At 76.0% G+C, this 20754-nt stretch carries 16 protein-coding genes; 12 read left to right on the plus strand and 4 right to left on the minus strand.

Annotation, left to right across the window (positions count from 1 at the left end; genetic code table 11):
* The first annotated feature begins 55 nt into the window (after window positions 1-55).
* Both CELGI_RS05640 and CELGI_RS16360 read left to right on the plus strand, forming a co-directional pair.
* Window positions 56-2779, plus strand: a complete 2724-nt coding sequence (locus CELGI_RS05640; RefSeq protein ID WP_013883149.1) for a glycosyltransferase family 8 protein — start codon at window positions 56-58, stop codon at window positions 2777-2779.
* Between the two features lie 76 nt (window positions 2780-2855).
* A complete protein-coding gene (locus tag CELGI_RS16360) occupies window positions 2856-4697 on the plus strand; it encodes a SpoIID/LytB domain-containing protein (protein WP_013883150.1) in 1842 nt (613 codons plus the stop codon).
* A 33-nt stretch (window positions 4698-4730) separates the two neighbouring features.
* Here the strand turns inward: CELGI_RS16360 and CELGI_RS16365 are convergent, their stop codons facing one another.
* Both CELGI_RS16365 and CELGI_RS05655 read right to left on the minus strand, forming a co-directional pair.
* Complete coding sequence (locus tag CELGI_RS16365) at window positions 4731-6584, minus strand: N-acetylmuramoyl-L-alanine amidase (RefSeq protein WP_049785526.1); 1854 nt, start codon at window positions 6582-6584, stop codon at window positions 4731-4733.
* A gap of 164 nt (window positions 6585-6748) precedes the next feature.
* A complete protein-coding gene (locus tag CELGI_RS05655) occupies window positions 6749-7519 on the minus strand; it encodes a TIGR03089 family protein (RefSeq protein ID WP_013883152.1) in 771 nt (256 codons plus the stop codon).
* A 459-nt stretch (window positions 7520-7978) separates the two neighbouring features.
* On the opposite strand from CELGI_RS05655, the gene CELGI_RS16370 reads away from it, so the two are divergent.
* The 3 genes from CELGI_RS16370 (at window position 7979) to CELGI_RS05670 (ending at window position 13507) form a co-directional block, all read left to right on the plus strand.
* Window positions 7979-8233: a WhiB family transcriptional regulator gene (locus CELGI_RS16370; protein ID WP_407636816.1), complete on the plus strand. Its 255-nt coding sequence runs from the start codon at window positions 7979-7981 to the stop codon at window positions 8231-8233.
* Between the two features lie 82 nt (window positions 8234-8315).
* Entirely contained in the window at window positions 8316-11960 is a 3645-nt protein-coding gene (locus tag CELGI_RS16375) for a glycosyltransferase (protein ID WP_013883154.1), read from the plus strand.
* A complete protein-coding gene (locus CELGI_RS05670; RefSeq protein WP_013883155.1) occupies window positions 11957-13507 on the plus strand; it encodes a DUF5719 family protein in 1551 nt (516 codons plus the stop codon). The genes CELGI_RS16375 and CELGI_RS05670 overlap by 4 nt, the downstream gene beginning before the upstream one ends.
* Before the next feature lie 22 nt (window positions 13508-13529).
* Here the strand turns inward: CELGI_RS05670 and CELGI_RS05675 are convergent, their stop codons facing one another.
* Window positions 13530-13895, minus strand: coding sequence for a metallopeptidase family protein (locus tag CELGI_RS05675; protein WP_013883156.1), 366 nt, complete (start codon window positions 13893-13895; stop codon window positions 13530-13532).
* A 182-nt stretch (window positions 13896-14077) separates the two neighbouring features.
* Here CELGI_RS05675 and CELGI_RS05680 point away from each other — a divergent pair, with 182 nt between their 5' ends.
* From CELGI_RS05680 to CELGI_RS05705, 6 genes are all read left to right on the plus strand, one after another.
* Entirely contained in the window at window positions 14078-14473 is a 396-nt protein-coding gene (locus CELGI_RS05680) for a DUF3499 domain-containing protein (RefSeq protein WP_013883157.1), read from the plus strand.
* Between the two features lies 1 nt (window position 14474).
* Window positions 14475-14747: a hypothetical protein gene (locus CELGI_RS05685; RefSeq protein WP_013883158.1), complete on the plus strand. Its 273-nt coding sequence runs from the start codon at window positions 14475-14477 to the stop codon at window positions 14745-14747.
* A gap of 85 nt (window positions 14748-14832) precedes the next feature.
* A complete protein-coding gene (locus tag CELGI_RS05690) occupies window positions 14833-16296 on the plus strand; it encodes a phosphomannomutase/phosphoglucomutase (protein ID WP_013883159.1) in 1464 nt (487 codons plus the stop codon).
* Window positions 16293-16490 (plus strand): Trm112 family protein, encoded by a 198-nt coding sequence (locus tag CELGI_RS05695; RefSeq protein ID WP_013883160.1) that lies wholly within the window; start codon window positions 16293-16295, stop codon window positions 16488-16490. Before CELGI_RS05690 ends, CELGI_RS05695 begins: the two co-directional genes overlap by 4 nt.
* Window positions 16491-16563: 73 nt before the next feature.
* The gene (locus CELGI_RS05700; RefSeq protein WP_013883161.1) at window positions 16564-17475 is read left to right on the plus strand and encodes a cation diffusion facilitator family transporter; all 912 of its coding nucleotides are present in this window, start codon (window positions 16564-16566) and stop codon (window positions 17473-17475) included.
* Complete coding sequence (locus CELGI_RS05705) at window positions 17472-18746, plus strand: SGNH hydrolase domain-containing protein (RefSeq protein WP_013883162.1); 1275 nt, start codon at window positions 17472-17474, stop codon at window positions 18744-18746. The genes CELGI_RS05700 and CELGI_RS05705 overlap by 4 nt, the downstream gene beginning before the upstream one ends.
* 33 nt (window positions 18747-18779) lie before the next feature.
* Here CELGI_RS05705 and CELGI_RS05710 read toward each other — a convergent pair whose 3' ends face one another.
* Window positions 18780-19598 (minus strand): RDD family protein, encoded by an 819-nt coding sequence (locus CELGI_RS05710; protein WP_013883163.1) that lies wholly within the window; start codon window positions 19596-19598, stop codon window positions 18780-18782.
* 145 nt (window positions 19599-19743) lie between these two features.
* Between CELGI_RS05710 and CELGI_RS05715 the strand changes: the two genes are divergently transcribed.
* Window positions 19744-20733 carry a stage II sporulation protein M gene (locus tag CELGI_RS05715; protein ID WP_013883164.1) on the plus strand — a complete coding sequence of 330 codons (990 nt, stop codon included), beginning with the start codon at window positions 19744-19746 and terminating at the stop codon, window positions 20731-20733.
* Window positions 20734-20754 lie beyond the last annotated feature (21 nt).

Consider the following 20754-nt stretch of genomic DNA (forward strand, 5'->3'; position numbering starts at 1 on the left):
AGGGGAGGGCCATCCACGGCCTGCGCCCCGTCTGCTCGTCCGAGAGGAACCCCTGATGGCCACGTCCCGGCCCGCGCCCGGTGCGCGCACGATCGTCCGGTCGGTGCTCGACCGCCTGCCCTTCGAGGTGAGCCGGCGTCGTCCGACCCGGTCGGCGAGCTCGCCGAGCGACGCGAGCGCGGCGCGTCTGGACCAGACGCGTGCCGAGCTGCGTCAGATGGTGCACGCCTACCGCGGCCTGGTCGCGGCGAGCCAGGGCGTGCAGGCCTCCGACCTGGGCCCGGTGCCGCTCGCGGCACCCGACGCCTCGACGCGCCTGGCCAACCGTCGCGCGGTCCAGGCGCTGCGTCGCGACGCCGAGCTCGTGCGGGCGATCGAGCGGGGCTCGGACCTCCCGGAGGCTGCCGTCGCGTACGTGCGGGCGCTCCTCAAGCGCCCCGAGGCCGAGCACGCGCAGGTGCGCTCGTTCGCGCACGCGCTGCAGCGCGACGAGGCCACGGCCGTCGTCGGGCGGCTGTGCGAGGCGGTCGTCGCGAGCGCCAAGGGTCTCGAGGAGCTCGCGCGGACGCGGTTCGCCCAGGTCCCCGCCGAGCTGTGGGGCCGGCACGCGCTGGTCGAGCACGTCTCGGTCGCCGGGCGGCTGGGCGACGACGCGATGATCGACGACGCGGTCGCGGCGGCCCGCGTCCCGGGCGCGCCGGTGCACGGCGTGCTGCACGTGGCCGAGGTGTGCCTGGCCACCGGGCGGCTCGACGTCGCGCGCGAGCTGCTCGACGTCGTGGCCGCGCACGAGGTCGGCGACGAGGAGGTCGACCGCCGCGTGCGCTGGCTGCGGCCGTGGCTCGCGACGGTCGCGACCCCGGAGCCGTCGCCCGAAGGCGTGATCGCGCTCGGTGTCATCGACTACAAGCAGCCCGACCTGCGCAACACGTCCAGCAACCTGGGCGACTACGTGCAGACCGCCGCCGCGTTCGGCCACTGGCTGCGCCACAGCAACCTGACGATCACCGGTGACGAGCCCGACCTGGTCGACGCCGTCACGCAGATGCACGGCCGCGTGCGTGCGGACCTGCGCCTGGACACCCCGGCGCGCACGGTGCGCCTGGTCCGGGTGGACCGCGACGCCTCGCACCACAACCCGATCCCCGACGCGACGTGGACGATCGCGTTCGGCTGGTACATGCACGGGCAGTTCGGCACGGGCTACGACTTCCCGTTCCACGAGAACGTCCGCCCGATCTTCGTCTCGTTCCACTGCAACCGGCGCGACATGCTCACGCCCGAGGCCGTCGAGTACCTCAAGGCGCACGGCCCGATCGGCTGCCGCGACTGGAACACCGTCTACCTGCTGCTGAGCATGGGCGTGCCCGCGTTCTTCTCGGGCTGCCTGACCACGACGATCGACGCCTACTACGAGCCGGTCACGGCCCCGCCGGCGGCGTCGCGTCCGCCCGTCTGGGTCGACGTGCCGGCACCCGCGGGCGGTGCGTACATCACGCAGGCGAGCGACGACGTGCGCTGGACCGCGGCGGGCCCGAACCTGATCGATGCGCTCGACCTGCTCGAGCGCTACCGCAGCGAGTTCGGCACCGTCGTGACGTCGCGCCTGCACTGCTTCCTGCCGGCGTGGGCGATCGGCGCCGACGTCGACTTCCAGCCGCACAACCGCGCCGACGTGCGGTTCGCGGGTCTGCTCGACGCCGACGAGGACGGCCGCAAGGCCATCCAGTCGCGCATCCGCCGGCTGCTCGAGGCCGTGACCACGCGCATCCTCGCGGGCGACGACGAGGCGACGGTCCGCGCGGCGTGGGCCGAGCTGTGCGCGCCCGAGATCGAGATCGCGCGCGCCCGGCTGGCCGAGCCCGCCGCGGCGCACGCGCTGTCGTTCGACCTGGCCGCGGCGTGCGCCACGGTCCGCTCGGAGCAGCGCGACGTCCCCGCGAGCGCACCGCGCGACGGCGAGGTCGTCGACCTCGCGCTCGCGCTGGACGGCAACCTCAAGGAGGAGTTCGCGGTCGTCGTGACCGGGCTCGTCGAGGGCACGCAGGCGCCGCTGCGCCTGTGGGTGCTGTGCCGCGACCACGACCAGGAGGACTTCGACCGCGTCGCGCGGCAGTTCCCCGAGGTGCACGTGACGTGGCTGCCGTGCGACCACGTCGACTACGGGCCGGTCCTGGGCATGCTGCGGCACATCACGGTCGCGACCATGGACCGCCTGCTCCTGCCGGACCTGCTGCCCGAGCTCACGCGCATCACGTACGTCGACATCGACACGCTGCCGATCGGCGACGTCGCGCAGCTCGCGGCGTGGGACCTCGCGGGTGCGCCCCTGGCGGCCCGTGACGCGGTGGCTCGCGGCGCGTCGTCGGGCTTCGGCAACCTGCACTCGACCGCGCGGCGCCTGCGCACGTCGCCGACGGCCGCGAACGAGCTGCTGCGGCTGGCCTACCAGCGGCACGCGTTCGACTTCGACGCGTTCAACGCGGGGATCCTGGTGCTCGACCTCGAGCGCATGCGGGCCGACGACTTCGGCCCGACGTTCCTGCCGTGGGTCGAGCAGTTCGGGATGAACGACCAGGAGCTGCTCAACGCGTACGCGGGCGCCGACCGCGCGGTGCTGCCCGGCAGCTGGAACGCGCTGCCGACGCAGGAGGTCCTGACCGACCCGCAGCTGATCCACTGGGCCGGCTGGCTCAAGCCGTGGCGCGCGGAGTACGTCGCGCACCAGGACCTGTGGCTGGCCGCGCGCGAGCGCACGCGGGCCCGTCTGGCGGACTGAACCGCCCCCGGAACCGTCCCCGACGGCGCGCCCCGGCCCCCCGGGGCGTGCCGTCACGCGTGTCACACTGGTGGACATGCGCCCCAGGATCAGCGCCCTCGTCGCGCTCGTGACCCTCGTCCTCGCCGGGTTCGCGGCACCCGCCGCGGCGGCCACGACGACGGGCGTCTACGCCTCGGCGGTCGCCACGACGACCGCGGGCGCCCGCGTCCCCGTCGCGGTGAGCTGGGTCAGCAAGGACGCGCCCGTGACGGGCCGCGCCAACCTGCAGAAGCGGTCGGGCTCGTCGTGGGTGCACGTGCGGCAGTTCGCCGTCGTCGACGGGGTCGCCCGGACCTGGGTGGACCCGAGCGTCACGACGACGTACCGGATCCGTGCGAGCTCGGCCAGCGCGCCCTCGGGGACGGTGACGACGGGCGCCGCGGGCACCAGCCGGTCGGTCACGGTCACGGTCGTGACGTCGGCCCTCAAGGCCGGTGCCCCGCACCTGGCGCAGACCTCGGCGGTGCTGGACGGCACGCGCGCCCCGCTCACGGTCGCGTGGACGTACCGCGGTGCGAAGGTCACGGGCGCGGTGAACCTGCAGCGCAGCTCGGGCTCGGGCTGGGTCCACGTGCGGCGGGTCTCGGTGGTCGACGGCGTCGCGTCCGTCACGGGGACGGCCACGGGCACGTCGCTGTTCCGGCTGCGCGCCGTGTCGAGCGACGTCCCGGGTCTGGTGACCGCCCACCCGTACGGCACCAGCGAGGAGGTGCGGCTCGTCCCGGGCGGTGCCGTGGCCCCCGCGAGCTTCACGGTGGTCGGCGCGGGCTACGGGCACGGCGTGGGCATGTCGCAGTACGGCGCGTACGGGATGGCGCTCGACGGCGCGGGGCCCACCACGATCCTGCAGCACTACTACACCGGCGCGACGCTGGCGCGGACGGCCACGAAGCAGCTGGTGCGGGTGCAGGTGCGCACGGGGACGTCGGCGACCACGATCACGTCCGCCTCCGGCAAGGCGCGCATCCGGGTCAACGGCACGGTCGCGACCGAGGTCGCCGCGGGGACGCCCGTCACGATCGCGCCCGTCTCAGGCAAGCTGCGGGTCACGGTCGGTGCGCGGACGTGGACCACGAGCTCCACGACGAGCCGGGTGCACGTCGAGTGGCAGAACACGCGCTACTGGACGGGCTCGACCAGCGCGGACGTCACGGTCAAGGTCAGCGGCGCGGACGCCGACGCCTACCGCTGGGGCCGGCTCGAGGTGAGCAACCTGAGCGGCAGCGTGAACGTCGTCGACGTGGTGCAGCTCGGGGACGAGTACCTGTACGGGCTCGCGGAGGTGCCGTCCTCCTGGCCCGCCAACGCGCTGCGTGCCCAGGTGGTCGCCGCACGGTCCTACGCGTGGGCGGACCTGGGCTCCGTGAGCTCGGGCTGCGACTGCCACCTGTACGACGACACGCGTGACCAGGTCTTCCGCGGCTGGGACAAGGTCGCCGAGCCGTACTACGGCGCGCGCTGGAAGTCCGCGGTGGACGCGACGATCTCGGCCGAGGGGTCGAGCGTCCTCACCACCGCCGGGGGCACGCGCATCAAGGCGTTCTTCTTCTCGTCGTCCGGCGGGCGCACCGAGAACAGCGAGGACGTCTGGTCCGCGGCGCTGCCGTACGCGCGCAGCGTCGACGACCGGTGGAGCAAGGACCCGGACGTCAACCCCAACTGGCGGTGGACCGCGACCGTGAGCCAGGCGTCGATGCGTTCGGCGTTCGGGCTGCCCGACGTCGCCACGGTCGCCGTGGTCTCCCGGACGGCCGGTGGTTCGGCGGACGTGGTGCGCGCGACCTCCACGTCGGGGGCGACCGCGTCGATGAGCGGGCAGTCGTTCCGGAGCCGGTTCGGTCTCCGGGGTGCGTGGATCTCGTCCGTCAGCGGCTGACGTCCGGCCCCGCCACCCGGGCCGGGCGGCCCGTCAGCGGCCGACGAACGGCGCCGAGTCGCGCGGGTACGCGGTCACCGCGTACGTGTTCGACGTGCCGAGCGGATCGGTGAGCGGAACCCCGGGCGGCGTGCTGGCGCGCGAGGCCCGCAGCCGGTAGGAGTTGGACGCGCCAGGGGTCAGCGTCGTGGTCGCCGTGCCGTCCTGCACCGTGATCTGGCGGACGTGCACCCAGGACGAGCCCGAGCGGCGCTGCAGGTTGACCGCGCCGTCGACCGGGCCGCCCGCCCACCAGCGGATGGTGAGCGAGGCCTTGTCGCCGATGCGCAGCACGGCCGGTCCGTCCAGCTCGAGCGAGGGCGGCGTGCGGGCGACGGTCGTCGTGAGCGTGTTGGACGTCCCGGCGGTGCCCGAGGTCGCGACGTTGACGGGCAGCGTCGCCGACGACGCCCGCAGCCGGAAGGAGCGCGTCGCCGACGGCGTGACCCACGTCGAGACGACGCCGTCCACCACGGTCAGCTGCCGGACGTGCTCCCAGGTGCGGCCGGTCCAGCGCTGCAGGTTGACCTTGCCGTCCACGGGGACGTCACCGCGCGCCCACTGGGCCGTGACGAGCGAGCGCTCGCCCGCGCCCGAGACCGCGGGGCCGTCGAGCGTGAGCCGCGCGGGCACGGCCGCCATGCGTCGCTCGACGCCCGAGCGGATGGTGCCGATCCGGTCGTACAGCCGCTGGCCCGGGCAGGCCGTCGCCTTGGCGTCGCGGTGACCGGAGATCGTGCGCTGGTCACGTGAGCCGGGGTAGGTGTAGTCCGTCGTCCCCTGCGGGTCCCACACGCCCGCGAGGCCGAGCTTCCACGCGAACAGGCTCGAGTACGCGTCGAGCACGGCCTGCGACGGCGTCACGCTGGTGAAGTCGCCGATCGCGGACATCGCGAACGACGACGAGTTGTAGTACTTCGTGTGCGCGCCCACCACGGGCTTGTCGATGCCCCCGTACGCGCCCTCCCAGACGCGCCCGAACCGGTCGACGAGGAAGTTGTAGCCGATGTCGTCCCAGCCGCGGCTCAGCACGTGGTAGCGGTAGATCGACCGGATGATCGCGGGGACCTCCGAGGCCGCGTACCCGTTCGCGCTCGCGGTGTGGTGCACGAACGCACCCTTGATCTGGCCGTACCAGATGTCCTCGCCGTAGTTGCCGCGCAGCTTCTCGTCGGCACCCCACGCGGCGCGCGAGAGGATCGTCGGCTGCGTGGGGACCAGACGCGTCGGCTGCGTGACCGCGTCGGCGGCGGCGTCCGTAGGGGTGGCGGGCGTGGCCGGGGCCGCGGCGAGCGTCGTCGCCGCGGAGGGCGCGGGTGCGGTGCCCGGGTCGATCGTCTCCAGGCGCAGCCCCGCGGGCAGCTCGTCGGCGGACCGCACGCGCACCTGGACGGCATCCGCGGCCGCGGTGACGTACGGCGCGGTGCCCGCGCGGCGCGCGGTCGTGCGCGCGCCGGGGTCCGGCGCGTGGTCGTCGTCGGACGCGAGCTCGGTCCACGCGGACCAGCCCGTCGCGGTGCGGACGCGGATCGTGACGTCGACCGAGGCCTTCTGACCCGCGGGCCACGTGACCGCGGCCAGGTGGAACGGGCCGCCCGTGCTGGTGCGCGTCACCTCGTGCACGTCCGGTGCGGCGGGCGTCAGCGCGAGCGTGCGCGTGCGTGCGGGGCGCGGCGCGGCCGCCGGCTCGGCGACGAACCCCGGCACGGCGCCGGCCGGGTCGCCCGTGGCGCCGGACCCGGGCTGTGCGGCCCCGGCGGCCGGCGCCGCGGTGACGGTGGGCGCGGCCACCGCGGGGGACGGCGCGACCAGCGCGGTCGCCAGGACGGCGGCCGGCAGGGCGGCCACCCATGCACGCCGCACGCGGGTCCTCGTGCGGCCGGGGAGCGGGGGGCGTGCGGTCGTGGGGGTCATGCGGGCCACCTCGTGGAGCGGGTCGGGACCCCGACAGTGTCACCCGCGCACGGGCCGTCGGCGCTCCGCGGCCCCGGCGTGTTCGCGCGGGCGCGCCGTCACGCGTGCGCGGTCGGAGCGGTCCCGAGGTCCTGCGCGGTGATGCGCTCGCTCTGCGTCAGACGCTCGAGCGCGTCACGGTCGCCGTGCAGCCGGCCGGCCTCGTCGGCGTCGACGAGCACGAGCGAACCACCCGCGGCGAGCGTGCCCGCAACCGAGCGCAGCCAGTCCGCGGACGGCTGCGGGCCGAGCAGCAGGCGCTCCGGACGGGCCCCCGACCACCAGCCGGCGAGCTCGCCGTGGGGCACCGGGCCGTCGGCCGTCCCGACGAGCGCGGTGCGCTGCGGCTCGGTCGGCGGCACCCAGCCGATCGTGTCCCCGTAGGTCATGACGGCCGCCGCGGCGTCGACCGCACCCGCGGGCAGGTCGACCACGGCGCGGCGTGCGAGCGCGGGCAGCGCGACCACGACGAGCTGCGCGTGCGCCGCGGCCGGGGGAGCCGCGGTGACCAGGACGTCGGCACCCGGGTCCGCGCCCCACGCGAGCGTGGCGCCCGTGCGCCAGGTCGCGAGCGCCCACAGCGCCGTGCGCCAGTGCGGGGGAAGGTCGAGCGCCACCACCGTCCCCGGGCCCGCGTCGAGCTCCTCGACGAGCAGGTTCGTGGTCTTGCTGACCCAGTTGTCCAGCACGGCGCCGGACAGCTCGACGCGTTCGCCGCCGGCGGCGTACCACGTGAGCCGCGGACGGCCGGGGTCGAGCAGGAGCCCGCGCAGCAGGGCCGCGGCATCGACGGGGACGGCGGGCGGGTTCGGGCTGTCGGCTCCGGTCATGGGGCCACCCTAGGGAGCCCGCCCGTGGTGCGTGATCGAGCGCGCGACGCCCGTCCGGCCGCGCCGGGACGCGGCGCCGGACCGATTTGAACAAGTTCACCCGACAAATCGGGACAACTACCACGCCCCGGCTTGACGGTCGGAAACGACACGCGTGTAATTCAGTTTGTCCGTCAGGTCCTCTGGCGCGAGCACAGCAACCGAGCGTCGTTCACCGTGAGATCACCGCTGGATCACAGCGCGATCGCAGCGAGATCGTCGCCCGCACCGGACCGAACCGCACACCGGCGGGTCGACCGCGAAGACCAGCACCGACCGGAGGCTCCCATGTGGCACCTGCTCGACGATGACGGGACCACCACCTCGCGCTCGGCCGACGGCTCGACGCCCGACCACGGCGCGACCGTCCTCGGCTTCCCGTCCGACGTGCACGCGCCCGCGCAGGCGCCCACGTCCAACGTGCTGTCGCTGTTCGGCACCCCCGACGACGACGGCCCGATGGGGTGGCAGGAGCGCGCGCTGTGCGCGCAGACCGACCCCGAGGCGTTCTTCCCCGAGAAGGGCGGCTCGACCCGTGAGGCCAAGAAGGTCTGCACGGGCTGCGACGTGCGCGCCGAGTGCCTCGAGTACGCGCTCGCCAACGACGAGCGGTTCGGCATCTGGGGCGGCCTGTCCGAGCGTGAGCGTCGCAAGCTCAAGCGTCGCGTCGTCTGACCGGTCGGCCCCGCCGCTGCGTGCCGCCCGGTGAGTGTCGTTCGGCACAGCTGCCAGGCGCCCCGTGCATCATGGCCCGAGCATGACTGACACCCCGACCACCGAGCCGCCGCGCGCCGCGCCGACCACGGCGACCCTGCCGACGACCTCGTCGGTGACCGCTGTGCTGGTGACCCGTGGCCGCACCGCCTACCTGCCGACGACGCTCGCCGCGCTCGCGGGCCAGGCGCGCCGACCCGTGCGCGTGCTGCTGGTCGACGTCTCGCCGACGTCCTCCGCACAGGACCACGTGGCGCTGCGGCTCGACGCGGAGCGCGCGTTGGCGGCGGCCGGGGGAGCCGGGCAGCCCGCGCTGCACCTGGTGCACGTGCCGCGCGCGCGCACGTTCGGTGATGCGGTGCGTGCCGCGCTGACGGCCGACGACGGTGCGCGCACCACCTGGCTGTGGCTCCTGCACGACGACAGCGCGCCCGCGCCGACCGCGCTCGCGGAGCTCGCACGCGCGGTCGGGCGAGCGCCCTCGGTCGCGGTCGCGGGCGTCAAGCAGCGCACGTGGACCGACCCGGAGCGCCTGCTCGAGGTGGGCCTGCGCACCGCGCGCTCGGGCCGGCGGATGACCGACGTCGAGGCCGGTGAGCTCGACCAGGGGCAGCACGACGCACGTGACGACGTGCTCGGCGTCGGGCTCGCGGGCGCGCTCGTGCGACGCGACGTGTGGGAGGACCTCGGCGGTCCCGACCCGGCGCTCGGCGCGTTCGGCGACGGCCTGGACCTGTCGCGGCGCGCGCGCCTCGCGGGGCACCGCGTCGTGGTGGTCCCCGCGGCGGTCGTGCGGCACGCGCAGGCGACCTACCTGGGCCTGCGGGACGTCGCCCCGGGGCGGGACGACCCGGTCGACGCGGACGGCGACGGCGAGGACGACCGCGCGGACCCGGCGCGCTCGTTCCGTGCGCGTCGGCGCTCGGTGACGCACCAGCGGCTCGTGAGCGGCCCGCTGCCGTTGCTGCCGGTCGTGGTGCTCCTGGTGCTGGCCTCGTCGCTCGTGCGCGCGCTGGTGCAGGTCGCGGCCAAGCAGCCCGGCCTCGCGGTCGACGAGCTGCGCGGACCGCTCACGGCGCTCGCGCGGCCCCGTGCGGTCTACCGTGCGCGACGTCAGGCGACCCGGACCCGCCGGCTGCCGCGCCGCGCGCTGCGCCCCCTGCAGGCCCGGTGGCGCGACGTGTGGGCGCAGGAGCGTGACCGGCGCCTCGCGCGAGCGGAGCAGCGTCGCGTCGTGCAGGCGCCCTCGGAGCTCGAGCTCGCCGAGCTCGCCGCTCTGGCCACGCGCCGGCGCGCGACGCTCGCGACCGTGACCGTCGGGCTCGTCGCGGTCGTCGCGGTGGCGTTCGGTCCGCTGGTCGGTGCCGTCGCGGGCGGTGGACGGCTCGTCGGCGGTGCTCTGCTCCCGCTCGCGGACGGGCTCGGCGACCTGTGGTCCGCCGCGAACGCGTGGTGGGTGTCGGGTGAGCTGGGCGCGCCGGGTCCCGCGGACGCGCTGCTGCGCGTGCTCGCGGCGCCGACCGCGGTGCTCGGGGGCGACCCGCGGCTCGCGGTCGCCGCGGTGCTGCTCGGCGCCGTGCTGCTGGCCGGGCTGGGCGCGTGGGCGGCGGCGGGCGCACTCACGCGCTCGGTCGTGCTGCGCGCGTGGGCCGCGCTCGTGTGGGCCGGTGCGCCCGCGCTGCTGCTCGGTGTCGGCGACGGCCGGCTGGGCCCGGTCCTCGCGCACGTGCTCCTGCCGTGGGCGGCGCTCGGCCTGGTCCGGGCCGTCGGTGTGCAGCGGGTGGACCAGGTGGTCTCGGGCGTCCTGACGGCGCAGCGCACTCCCGAGCAGGAGCACCTGCGTCACGCGGCGCCGGACGCCGCCGAGCACGACGCGACGGACGGTGAGCGGGGGACGGCGCCGCTCGACGAGGCCGGCATGGATCCGACCGGCGTGCTGCCGGTCGAGGCCACGGCCGACCCCGACGCGGTCCGCGAGGCGGTCGAGGCCGTCGCGGCCGACGAGGAGGTCGCGCAGTGGGTGGGCGCTCCGGCGCCGACCGGCTCCGTCACCGCGGCCGCCGCGGCCTCCCTCGTGCTCGCCGCCGTCGTCGGGGCCTCGCCCGGCCTGCTCGTCCCCGTGGTGCTCGCGGTCCTGGCCGCGGCGGCCTGCGCGCGGCGCTTCCGCCGCCGGCTCGTCGTCGCGCTGCTGCCCGCTCTCGTCGTGAGCGCGCCCCTGCTGGTGGAGGTCGCGAGCCGCGGCGCTGACCGCGTGCGGCTGCTCGCTGCGGACGCCGGGCTGCCGTGGGCGGTCGCGCCCGCCGGGGCCCTCGAACGTCTCCTCGGGGTGCCCGCCGACGCGGCGGCCCTCGTGCCCGAGTCGGTCCCGGACGGCCTCGCACGGCTGTGGCCGTACGGGGCGGGTGCGGTCGTCGTGCTGCTCGCCGTGCTCGCGCTGCTGCGCGGCCCGGTCGCGCGCGGCGTCCGCCTCGCGTGGGTCCTGGCGACGCTGGGTCTGGCGACCGCGACCACGGTCGCGCTCGTGCCCGTCGGCCTGCAGGACGGGGTCGTCGCGTACGGCTGGACCGGTCCCGGGCTCTCGTTCGCGCTGCTCGGCCTGCTCGCCGCGGCCGTGCTCGGCGCCGACGGCGTGCGGGGTGCGCTCGCCGGGTACTCGTTCGGCTGGCGCCAGCCGCTGGTCGGGATCGTCGCGTGCGGTGCGGTGCTGGTGCCCGTGCTGTGGCTCGGTGGCTGGAGCGTGCAGGCACGTGACGGCACCGCGCTGACGGTCACGGCGCTCGAGCGTGCGGTGGTCCCCGCGGTCGGCCGGCAGACCCAGGAGTCCGCCGACGCCGCACGCGTGCTCGCGGTCGTCGCGGGTGCGGGTGCACCCGACGAGGACGTGAGCTGGGCGCTGCTGCGCGCCGACGGCCCGCAGCTGGTCGAGCACGGCGCGACGGTCGCGACCACGTCCGTGCGGCCCGTGCGCGGCGTCGTCGGCGACGCGCGCGTCGTCGCGCCCGACGAGGCGACCGCCGAGGTCGCGGCGGTCGTCGCGCGCCTGGCGCAGGGTGCCACGGGCGATGTCGCGGGACCGCTCGCGGCCCTGGGCGTCGGGGACGTGCTCGTCCCGGCGCTCGACACCCGCGGCGCGGATGCCAACCGGGCGGGTGCGCTGCGCCGTGCGCGTGAGGCGCTGGTCGCCGAGCTCGACTCGACCGCGGGTCTCGAACGCGTGACGCAGAGCGGCGCGGGCATCCTGTGGCGCGTGTCGGCCGCACCCGCGGCGGCCCAGGACGGCGCGGACCCCGACGGTGCCGAGACCGCTGCGGACGCCGGCACCGTGGTCACCGCATGGGCGCGACTGGTCGCCGCCGGCGACTCCCTGACCGACCCCACGACGGCCGCGGTCCCGGTCGCGGCGACGGGCCGCGGAGCGGACACCCGGATCGAGGCGGGCACGCCGGGGCGGCTGGTGGTGCTCGCCGAGCGTGCGGACCCGTCCTGGCGCGCGACGCTGGACGGCCGCGCGTTGCGTGCGGTCGACAACGGCTGGCGGCAGACGTTCGAGGTCGGTGCGCAGGCCGGCCACCTGGAGATCACGTACGACCCGCCCGCGCGCGTGCCCCTCGCGGCCGTGCAGGGGGTCGTGCTGGCGGTCGCGCTGCTGCTCGCGCTGCCCGTGCGCCGCAGGAGGCCGGGACGATGAGCCGACGGGACCGGGCTGTCCGGATCGCCTCGGGCGTGCTGGTGCTGGGCGTCGCCGCCGGGGCGGTGGCGGCGGGCACGCGCCTGCCGTCGTCGGCGACGGGGGAGCGCGTGGACGTGGGCGTCGCGGTGGACGTGCCGCCGTCGCCGGCCCGTCTGGTGTGCCCCGGGCCGCTGGTGCTCCCGGAGGGCGAGGCGGGTGACGACCAGTTCGACCCGGTCCCCGTACCACCGGTCACGTCGCTCGTGGTCGCGGCGCCGTCGTCGGACGGCGGTGCGGTCACGGCGTTCGACGGCAGCACGGTCGCGCCGCTCGCGGCGGGTCAGGACGCGATGACGCTGGACCGCGTGCGTCGCCCGCTCGTCGTGCAGGCCGACCCGACGGACGTCCCCGCGCAGGTGGCCGCCGCGGCGTCCGCGCTCGTCACGCGCGGCGACCTGCGCGGCCTCGCGGCCGCGTCGTGCCAGGTCCCGACGACCGACGCGTGGCTGGTCGGCGGCTCGACCGAGCTCGGCGCGACCGCGCTCCTGGTGCTGCAGAACGCGGGTGCCACGCCCGCGGTGGTGCACCTGGACGTGCTCGGACCGACGGGCCGTGTCGACCTCGACACCGAGCAGTACCTGGTGGCTCCGGGTGAGGAGCGCGTGGTCGTGCTGGGCGGGCTCGCGCCCCAGGAGCGGCGCGTCGCGGTGCACGTGACCGCGACGGGTGGCCGGGTGGCCGCGCACGTGCAGGACTCGACGCTCGAGGGCTTCACGCCCACGGGCACGGACCTCGTCGTGCCGGGCGCGGCGCCCGCGCGGCGTCAGGTGGTGCCCGCTGTGCCGCTGCGCGCGACCGAGGTGGACGACGCGTCGGCCGGTGTGCTGCGGCTCGTGGCGACGGGAGCGCAGACGACGACCGCACGCGTCCGCGTGCTGGGCCCCGACGGCGTGCAGGACCTGCCCGGCGCCGAGGCGCTCGAGCTCGACCCCGGTGCCGTGACGGACGTCCCGCTGGGGGGCCTGGCCGAGGGCTCCTACACGTTCGTCGTGGACGCCGACCGGGCGGTGGTCGCCGCCGCGATGGTGGCGCGGTCGGGCGACCCCACGGCCCAGGAGCCCACGGTGCCGACGCAGGAGCGCGCATGGGTGCCGTCGGTGTCGACCGACGGCGGGTTCGTCGCCCTGCCCGCCGGCACGACCGGGGCCGTGGTGCTCGGCGCGGTCGCGACCGGCGGAGAGCTCGACGCACGCGGCACGGTCGGGGCGACCCTGCAGGTCGTCGGTGCGGACGGCCGGACGGCCGCACGCCGGCACGTCGAGCTCGAGGTCGGCCGCTCGGCGCGCTGGCAGGTCGCCGACCTGGTCCCGGCGGGCACGGCCGTGCTCGGCGTCCGGGTCGTGCCGGACGAGGCGACGTCGGCCGACGCGTGGCTCGCGACCGGACTGCTCGCGGCCGTCGCGCAGGCCGACGGCCCGTTGCTCTCGGTCCTGGTCCCGGCGCAGGAGGCGGCCGCCACGTCGGCGGCGCTCGTGCGGCAGGACCCGCGCACCGGCACCCGCTGACGCGGCGCGCGCGTGCGCGCGCTCAGGACTCGTCGCGGTACGTCGGGTCCACGTCCTGCGGGTCGCGGCCCAGCAGGTGCGCGACCTGCTCGACGACCACGTCACGCACCAGGTCCGCCAGGTCGGCGGGATCGGCCGCCCGCGCCTCGACCGGGCGGCGGTACACCACGATCCGTGCGGGCAGCCCCGCGTCGGCCGGGAAGTAGCGGCCCAGCGGGACGCCGCCGCGCTCCCACGGTGCGGGGTGGGACGGCGGGACGTCCTCGACCGCGAACTCGGTGCCCTCGAGCTGCCGGGCCCACCGGCGCTCGAGCTGGTCCACCGCATCCAGGACCAGGTCGTCGAACCGCTGCGCGCGCGTGCGGAACGCCGGCATCGTGCTGGGCATGAGCGGTCCGCGCAGGCCCCGACCGCGCCGGTCGCGACGGCGCACGGGCTGCACGGGCTGGGACGGACGCACGCCAGCACTGTAGTGCGGAGGCCGCCGGCCGACCCGCGAGCCGACCCGGTGCGGGTGGGACTCGGCGTGGGAAGGACGACGCGGTCCGCGCGCGGGGGTAGGTTCACCCCGTGAGATCCGTCCGGCAGTGCTCGCGCACCGCGTGCGACCGCCCCGCGGTCGCGACGCTCACCTACGTGTACGCCGACTCGACGGCCGTGCTCGGCCCGTTGGCGCAGCACGCCGAGCCGCACTCGTACGACCTGTGCGTCCAGCACGCCGAACGCCTCACGGCGCCGCGCGGCTGGGAGGTCGTGCGGCTGCTCCCGGAGTTCGAGCCGCCCGCACCGAGCCGCGACGACCTGCTGGCCCTGGCCGACGCGGTCCGTGAGGCGGGGCGCCCGCCCCAGCCGGTCGCGGCCGCCGCGGTCGCGGAGCCCGCGGCGCTGGCCGAGGCACCCCGCCGGGGCCACCTGCGCGTGCTGCGGGGGACCGGACCCGACCTGCAGCCGGGCGGACCGGTCTGACATGGCGCGTCGACGGGGGGACGCCGCACGTGCGCGCGCGGCGGCCGCGAGCGAGCCGCTCGGGTCGATCAGCCGACCGCAGGGCCCACAGCCGCCCGGCACCGACGCGTGCGTGGCGTGCGGCGAGACCCAGCTGACGCGCATCCGGATGGCGCTGCCGGACGGCCGGCAGGCGACGTTCGTGTCCTGCCCGGCGTGCGAGCGGACCAACTGGTTCGCGCTCGACGGGGACGGCACGCCGCTGACCCGGGACGAGGTCACGGGCACCTCCTGACCGTGCCGATGCGGTGCCGCCCCGGCTGGTCCGTCGGGGCCGTCAGGCCGTCGGGACACGTGGGGCGGGTCGGTACGATGCGCCGGTGAGCCCTTCCGAACGAGTCGACCTGTCCGCGTTCATCAAGGCGTACGACGTCCGGGGGCTCGTCCCCTCGGAGCTGAGCCCGGAGGTCACGCGTGCGATCGGCGCGGCCTTCGCCGACGTCGTCGTCGTGCCCGAGGCCGCCGCCGGCTCGCGGCCCGTCGTCGTCGTGGGCAACGACATGCGTCCGTCGGGTCCCGAGCTGGTCGACGGCTTCGCCCAGGGGCTGACTGCGCGCGGCGTGGACGTCGTGCGCATCGGGCTCGCGTCGACCGACGGCCTGTACTTCGCGTCGGGCTCGCTGGGCGTGCCGGGGGCCATGTTCACCGCGAGCCACAACCCGGCGCAGTACAACGGCATCAAGCTGTGCCGCGCGGGTGCGCGGCCCGTGGGTCAGGACTCCGGCCTGGCCGCGGTCCGCGACCTCGCGGGTGACTACCTGGCCTCGGGCGTGCCGCAGGTCGACGACGCCGCGCGCGGCACCGTGAGCGACCGCGAGATGCTCGCGGAGTACGCCGCGTTCCTGCGCTCGCTCGTGGACCTCGCGGACATCCGCCCGCTCAAGGTCGTGGTTGACGCGGGCAACGGCATGGGCGGCTACACGGCACCGGCCGTGCTCGGCACGCATGCGGGCCTGCCCGCGCTCCCGCTCGAGGTGGTGCCGCTGTACTTCGAGCTCGACGGCACGTTCCCGAACCACGAGGCGAACCCGCTCGAGCCCGAGAACCTGCGCGACCTGCAGCGCGCGGTCGTCGAGCACGGCGCGGACCTCGGCCTGGCGTTCGACGGCGACGCCGACCGCTGCTTCGTCGTCGACGAGAACGGTGACCCGGTCTCGCCGTCGGCCGTCACGGCCCTCGTCGGGCTGCGCGAGGTCGAGCGCGAGAAGGCCGCGGGGCGCACGCCGACGGTGATCCACAACCTCATCACGTCCCGCGTGGTGCCCGACCTGCTGACCGCGGCGGGCGCACGCACGGTGCGCACGCGCGTGGGTCACTCGTTCATCAAGGCGCAGATGGCCGAGCACGACGCGGTGTTCGGCGGCGAGCACAGCGCGCACTACTACTTCCGCGACTTCTTCTTCGCGGACACCGGCATGCTCGCGGCGCTGCACGTCCTGGCGGCGCTCGGCGGCCAGCCCCACCCGCTGTCGGCGCTCGCCGACCAGTACCAGCCGTACGTCGCCTCGGGGGAGATCAACTCGCGCGTCGCATCGGTGGCCGACGCGCGGGCACGCGTGGTCGACGCGTACGTGACGCGTCAGGGCGCGGGACCGGTGCAGGTCGACGAGCTCGACGGGCTGACCGTCTCGCACTGGGACGCGCACCCGCAGTGGTGGTTCAACCTGCGCGCGTCCAACACCGAGCCGCTGCTGCGGCTCAACGTCGAGGCGGCCGACGAGGACATCATGGAGAAGGTGCGCGACGACGTGCTCGCGCTGGTGCGGCAGGAGGCCGACGCATGACGAACGACGCCGTCCCGTTCGAGCCCTGGGCCCGGGACCTGCTGCGGTGCCCCGTGACCGGCGCGACGCTCCTGGATGCGACGGGGCCGGACGGCGAGCCGTGCCTGGTCTCGACCGACCCGGAGCGGCCCCTGCGCTACCCCGTGCGCGGCGGCATCCCGGTGCTGCTCGCCTCCGAGGCCGTCCCGGCCTGAGCGCGACCGCGGGCGGTCCCGGCTAGGGTGTCGGCCGGACTTCTCGACGACCGCTGACCAGGAGGGTGCGACCATGGCGCACGAGGGTGGGACCAAGGCGATCGTCGCCGCGCTGACGGCGAACCTCGGCATCGCCGTGACCAAGTTCGTGGCGTACCTGCTCACGCACTCGAGCTCGATGCTCGCCGAGTCGGTGCACTCGCTCGCCGACTCGGGCAACCAGGTGCTGCTGCTCGTCGGCGGCAAGCGCGCCCGCCGCGCGGCGGACGAGGAGCACCCGTTCGGCTACGGCCGCGAGCGGTACCTGTACGCGTTCATCGTCTCGATCGTGCTGTTCTCGCTCGGCGGGCTGTTCGCGCTGTACGAGGCGTGGCACAAGTGGTCCGACCCGCACCCGATCGAGTCCTGGCACTGGGTGCCGATCGTGGTCCTGGTGGTCGCGATCGGGCTCGAGTCGTACTCGTTCCGCACCGCGATCCACGAGTCCAACCAGGTGCGCGGTTCGCAGTCCTGGGTGTCGTTCGTCCGCACCGCCAAGGCCCCGGAGCTGCCCGTGGTGCTGCTCGAGGACCTGGGCGCGCTCGTGGGCCTGGTCCTCGCGCTGCTGGGCGTCTCGCTCACGCTCGTGACCGAGGACGGCCGGTGGGACGCCGCGGGCACCGCGGGCATCGGCGTGCTGCTCGTCCTGATCGCGGTCGTGCTGGCGATGGAGACGCGCTCGCTGCTGCTGGGGGAGTCCGCCACCAAGGACGCCGTGCAGCGCATCCGTCAGGCGCTCGTCGGCGAGGGTGTCGCGTCGGTCATCCACCTCAAGACGCTGCACCTGGGTCCCGACGAGGTGCTGGTCGCCGCGAAGATCGAGGTGCCGGCCGCGAGCTCCGCGGCCGACGTCGCCGCCGCGATCGACGCCGCCGAGGCGCGCGTGCGCGCGGCCGTGCCCATCGCGCGCGTCATCTACCTCGAGCCCGACCTGCGCACGCCGTGAGCCTGTGGGCCGCGGTGCGGCGGGTCCGGACGCGCCGCGCGGCGGCCGTCGTGCTGGCCGTCGTCGTCCCGCTGGTCGTGTCCGCACCGGCCGTCCCGTCGGGTGCCGCGTCCACGACGCTCGACGACGGCGTGACCGGCCAGGGCGCGGCGGCAGCGCGCCGCGTCGTCGACGTGGTGGTGACCGGACGCGGTGCGCCCGGCAGCACGCGCACGTTCACGGGCCGCGTCGACGGGGCCGCCACCGGCAGCCCGGTGGTGGTGCAGCGGCGCACCGAGACCGGGTGGACCGCGGCGGTGCGGGGCACCACGCGGGCACAGGGTGCGTTCGCGCTCGAGGTCCGGACCGCCCGCTTCGGGAACGCGCAGTACCGCGTGCACGCACCCGCGTGGCGCGGCCTGCCGGCCGTGTCGGGCCGCGTGCGTGACGTCGGCGCGTACGGCGACCTGCGGACCGCGCTCGCGGGGCCCGTGCGGTGCCTGGGCGCGCAGGCGCTCGACCCCGCGCTCGCGCCCTGCGACAACCCCGCGCTCGACGGGACGGTGACCCCGGACCCCCGCCGCGCGGGCTGGGACCAGGACAACCAGGGCGCGTACGCGTGCTACACGGCTGACCCCGCGCAGCCGGTCAAGTCGTGCGCGTACGGGTCCCGGGCGAAGGACGCGCTCCAGGTCGCGGTGGTCGGTGACTCGCACGGCGCGATGCTGCTGCCCGGCGTCAAGGACGTGGCCGCACGCCTGAACTGGCGGGTCCACACGTACGTCGCCCGGGGCTGCGTGCTCGCCGACCCTGGTCCGCGCGAGGACGGCTGCCACGCGCGCCGCTCGGACCTGCTCACGCGGCTCGTCGCGGAGCGCTACGACGTGGTGATCGTGACGGGGTACCGCAACGCGTCGGCGCGGCCGGAGGCGATGGCGGCCGCGTGGCGTCGGCTGCAGGCGGTCGGTTCGACCGTCGCCGTCGTCGCGGACAACCCCCGCCTGAGCGAGACGGTGCTGGCCTGCGTCACGTCCGCCCGCACGGTCGCGGCGGCCGAGCGCTGCTCCATGGACCGCGCCGCCGCGCTGGCCGTCCCCGACGACCTCGTGGTGGCGCAGCGGGCGACGCCGGGGTCGATCCTCGTGGACAGCACGGACCTGCTCTGCGGGCCTGCGCGGTGCCGGCCGGTCGTCGGGCACGTCATGGCGTACCGGGACCAGCACCACCTGTCCGCGACGTACTCGCGCACGCTCACGCCGTACCGGTTGCAGGCGGTCGTCGCGGGGCTGTGACGCCCGGGGTCGGGCGGGCCCCCCGGACGAGGGTCAGCGCGCGGGGTCGGGCACGCCGTGGGGGAGCCGGTGCAGCGCCGCGGCCTCGCGCTCGCGTCGCGCCTCGGCCACCTGCTCGCTGCGCAGCTCGCGCGTGCGGCGCTCGGCGAGCACGGCCGCCAGGAACGACTCGGGGTGCGTCCCCGCGGGCGGCAGCGGCCGGACGTACCGCCCGACCTCCTGCGTGAGCTGCGTGCCGAGCTCGACCCGGGACGCGTGGTGCAGCCGCGGCGCGCGGGCCAGGAACTGCCGCACCGCGAGCGCGAGTCCGTCGGGCAGGCGGGCGACGTCCGCGTGCTGCGCCCACGCGCCGAGCTCGTACGGCATCAGCACGGGCGTCCGGACCGTCGTCGCACCGCGCACGCGCACCGCGTACGTGCCGGCGAGGATGTCGCCCACGCGCTTGCCCTGCGGGTGGACCATCGAGCAGATCACCGCGACCGTGCCGAACGTGACCCACAGCTCGAGCAGGCCCGTGAGCGCCCGGACGAACGCCTGACGGAACGTGATCGGGCCGCCGTCGTCGCGCACCACCCGGATGCCGACCGCGAGGCGGCCCAGCGAGCGGCCGCGCGTGAGCGTGTCGACGGCCGTGGGGGCCGCGAGCGTGACGGTCACGACCGTGACGATCACGCCGATGCGGGCCGCCGCCTCCGACGAGCTCGACGCGACCACGTTGACCAGCAGCACGATCGCCCCGACGAGCAGCGCGACCGAGATGATCAGGTCGATCAGCGCGCCGAGCAGCCGGGACGCGACCGAGGCGGCCCGGGCGTCGAGCTCGACGCCCTCGCCCGTGATGATCGTGTCCACCGTCGCCGTCCTCCCGTCGCGTCGAGCGCGGACGCCACCGGCGGTGCGTCCGTGCTCGCGAAGACCCTAACGGCTCGCGCATCCGACGGACGTCGCTCGGGCCGACCTGCCCGGACGGCACGTGCGCAGGTGGCAGGCTGTGCGCATGGACCTCGACGCCTACCAGGCGGTGCACGAGCCGGCGTGGCAGCGCCTCGACGAGCTGGTGCGGACGCGCCGCCGTACGGGCGCGCAGGCCGACGAGCTGGTCCGCCTCTACCAGGCGACCGCGACCGACCTGTCCGCGATCCGGTCGGCCGCACCCGACCCGGAGATGGTGACCCGGCTCTCGCAGCTGGTCGCCCGTGCCCGCGCGGCGATCGCGGGCGCGCACGAGCCGTCGTGGCGCGACGCGCTGAGGTTCGTCGTCGTGACCGTCCCCGCGGTGCTGTACCGCCTGCGGTGGTGGACGGTCGCGGTGATGGTCGCGTTCCTGGCGGTGGGCTGCGTCGCGGGGGTGTGGGTCGCGACGAACCCGGACGCGCTCGCCGCCATGGGCACGCCGGCCGAGCGCCAGCACTACGTCGACGAGGCGTTCGCGCAGTACTACGACCCGGGCGCCGGGTTCGCCGCGACGGTGTGGACCAACAACGCGTTCCTCACGGCCGTGTGCATCGCCACCGGGATCTCGGGGTTCGGCCCGCTGTACTTCCTGTACTCGAACGCGGTCGCGGTGGGGAACATCGGCGGCATGATGGCGGCGCACGACGCGCTGGACGTGTTCCTGTCGCTCATCGCCCCGCACGGCCTGCTCGAGCTCACGGCCGTGTTCGTCTCGGGGGCCGCCGGGCTCAAGCTGTTCTGGGCGTGGGTCGCGCCGGGTCCGAGGACGCGCGGGACGGCTCTCGCGCAGGAGGGCCGCGCCCTGTTCACGGCCGCGATCGGGCTCGTGGGCGTGCTCGCGGTCTCGGGCGTCATCGAGGGGTTCGTCACGGGTTCCGGGCTGCTGTGGTGGGTCAAGATCGCGATCGGCGCGCTGGCGCTCGCGGCGTTCTGGGCGTACACGATCGTCCTGGGCGGACGTGCGGTCCGCCGGGGCGAGACGGGTGACCTCGACGAGGACCGCGCGGGCTACGCCGTCGCGACCGTGGGCTGAACCGCCGGGCGGGTGCCACCG

The sequence above is a fragment of the Cellulomonas gilvus ATCC 13127 genome, assembly GCF_000218545.1.
Taxonomy (GTDB): Bacteria; Actinomycetota; Actinomycetes; order Actinomycetales; family Cellulomonadaceae; genus Cellulomonas; species Cellulomonas gilvus.

Excerpts from the sequence above, each read along its gene's own strand:
- CELGI_RS05640 (WP_013883149.1), top strand. The coding sequence starts at position 56 with ATGGCCACGTCCCGGCCCGCGCCCGGTGCGCGCACGATCGTCCGGTCG.
- CELGI_RS05675 (WP_013883156.1), bottom strand. The coding sequence starts at position 13,895 with ATGCCCAGCACGATGCCGGCGTTCCGCACGCGCGCGCAGCGGTTCGAC.
- CELGI_RS05670 (WP_013883155.1), top strand. The coding sequence starts at position 11,957 with ATGAGCCGACGGGACCGGGCTGTCCGGATCGCCTCGGGCGTGCTGGTG.
- CELGI_RS05685 (WP_013883158.1), top strand. The coding sequence starts at position 14,475 with ATGGCGCGTCGACGGGGGGACGCCGCACGTGCGCGCGCGGCGGCCGCG.
- CELGI_RS16375 (WP_013883154.1), top strand. The coding sequence starts at position 8,316 with ATGACTGACACCCCGACCACCGAGCCGCCGCGCGCCGCGCCGACCACG.
- CELGI_RS05715 (WP_013883164.1), top strand. The coding sequence starts at position 19,744 with ATGGACCTCGACGCCTACCAGGCGGTGCACGAGCCGGCGTGGCAGCGC.
- CELGI_RS05700 (WP_013883161.1), top strand. The coding sequence starts at position 16,564 with ATGGCGCACGAGGGTGGGACCAAGGCGATCGTCGCCGCGCTGACGGCG.
- CELGI_RS05655 (WP_013883152.1), bottom strand. The coding sequence starts at position 7,519 with ATGACCGGAGCCGACAGCCCGAACCCGCCCGCCGTCCCCGTCGATGCC.
- CELGI_RS05695 (WP_013883160.1), top strand. The coding sequence starts at position 16,293 with ATGACGAACGACGCCGTCCCGTTCGAGCCCTGGGCCCGGGACCTGCTG.
- CELGI_RS16360 (WP_013883150.1), top strand. The coding sequence starts at position 2,856 with ATGCGCCCCAGGATCAGCGCCCTCGTCGCGCTCGTGACCCTCGTCCTC.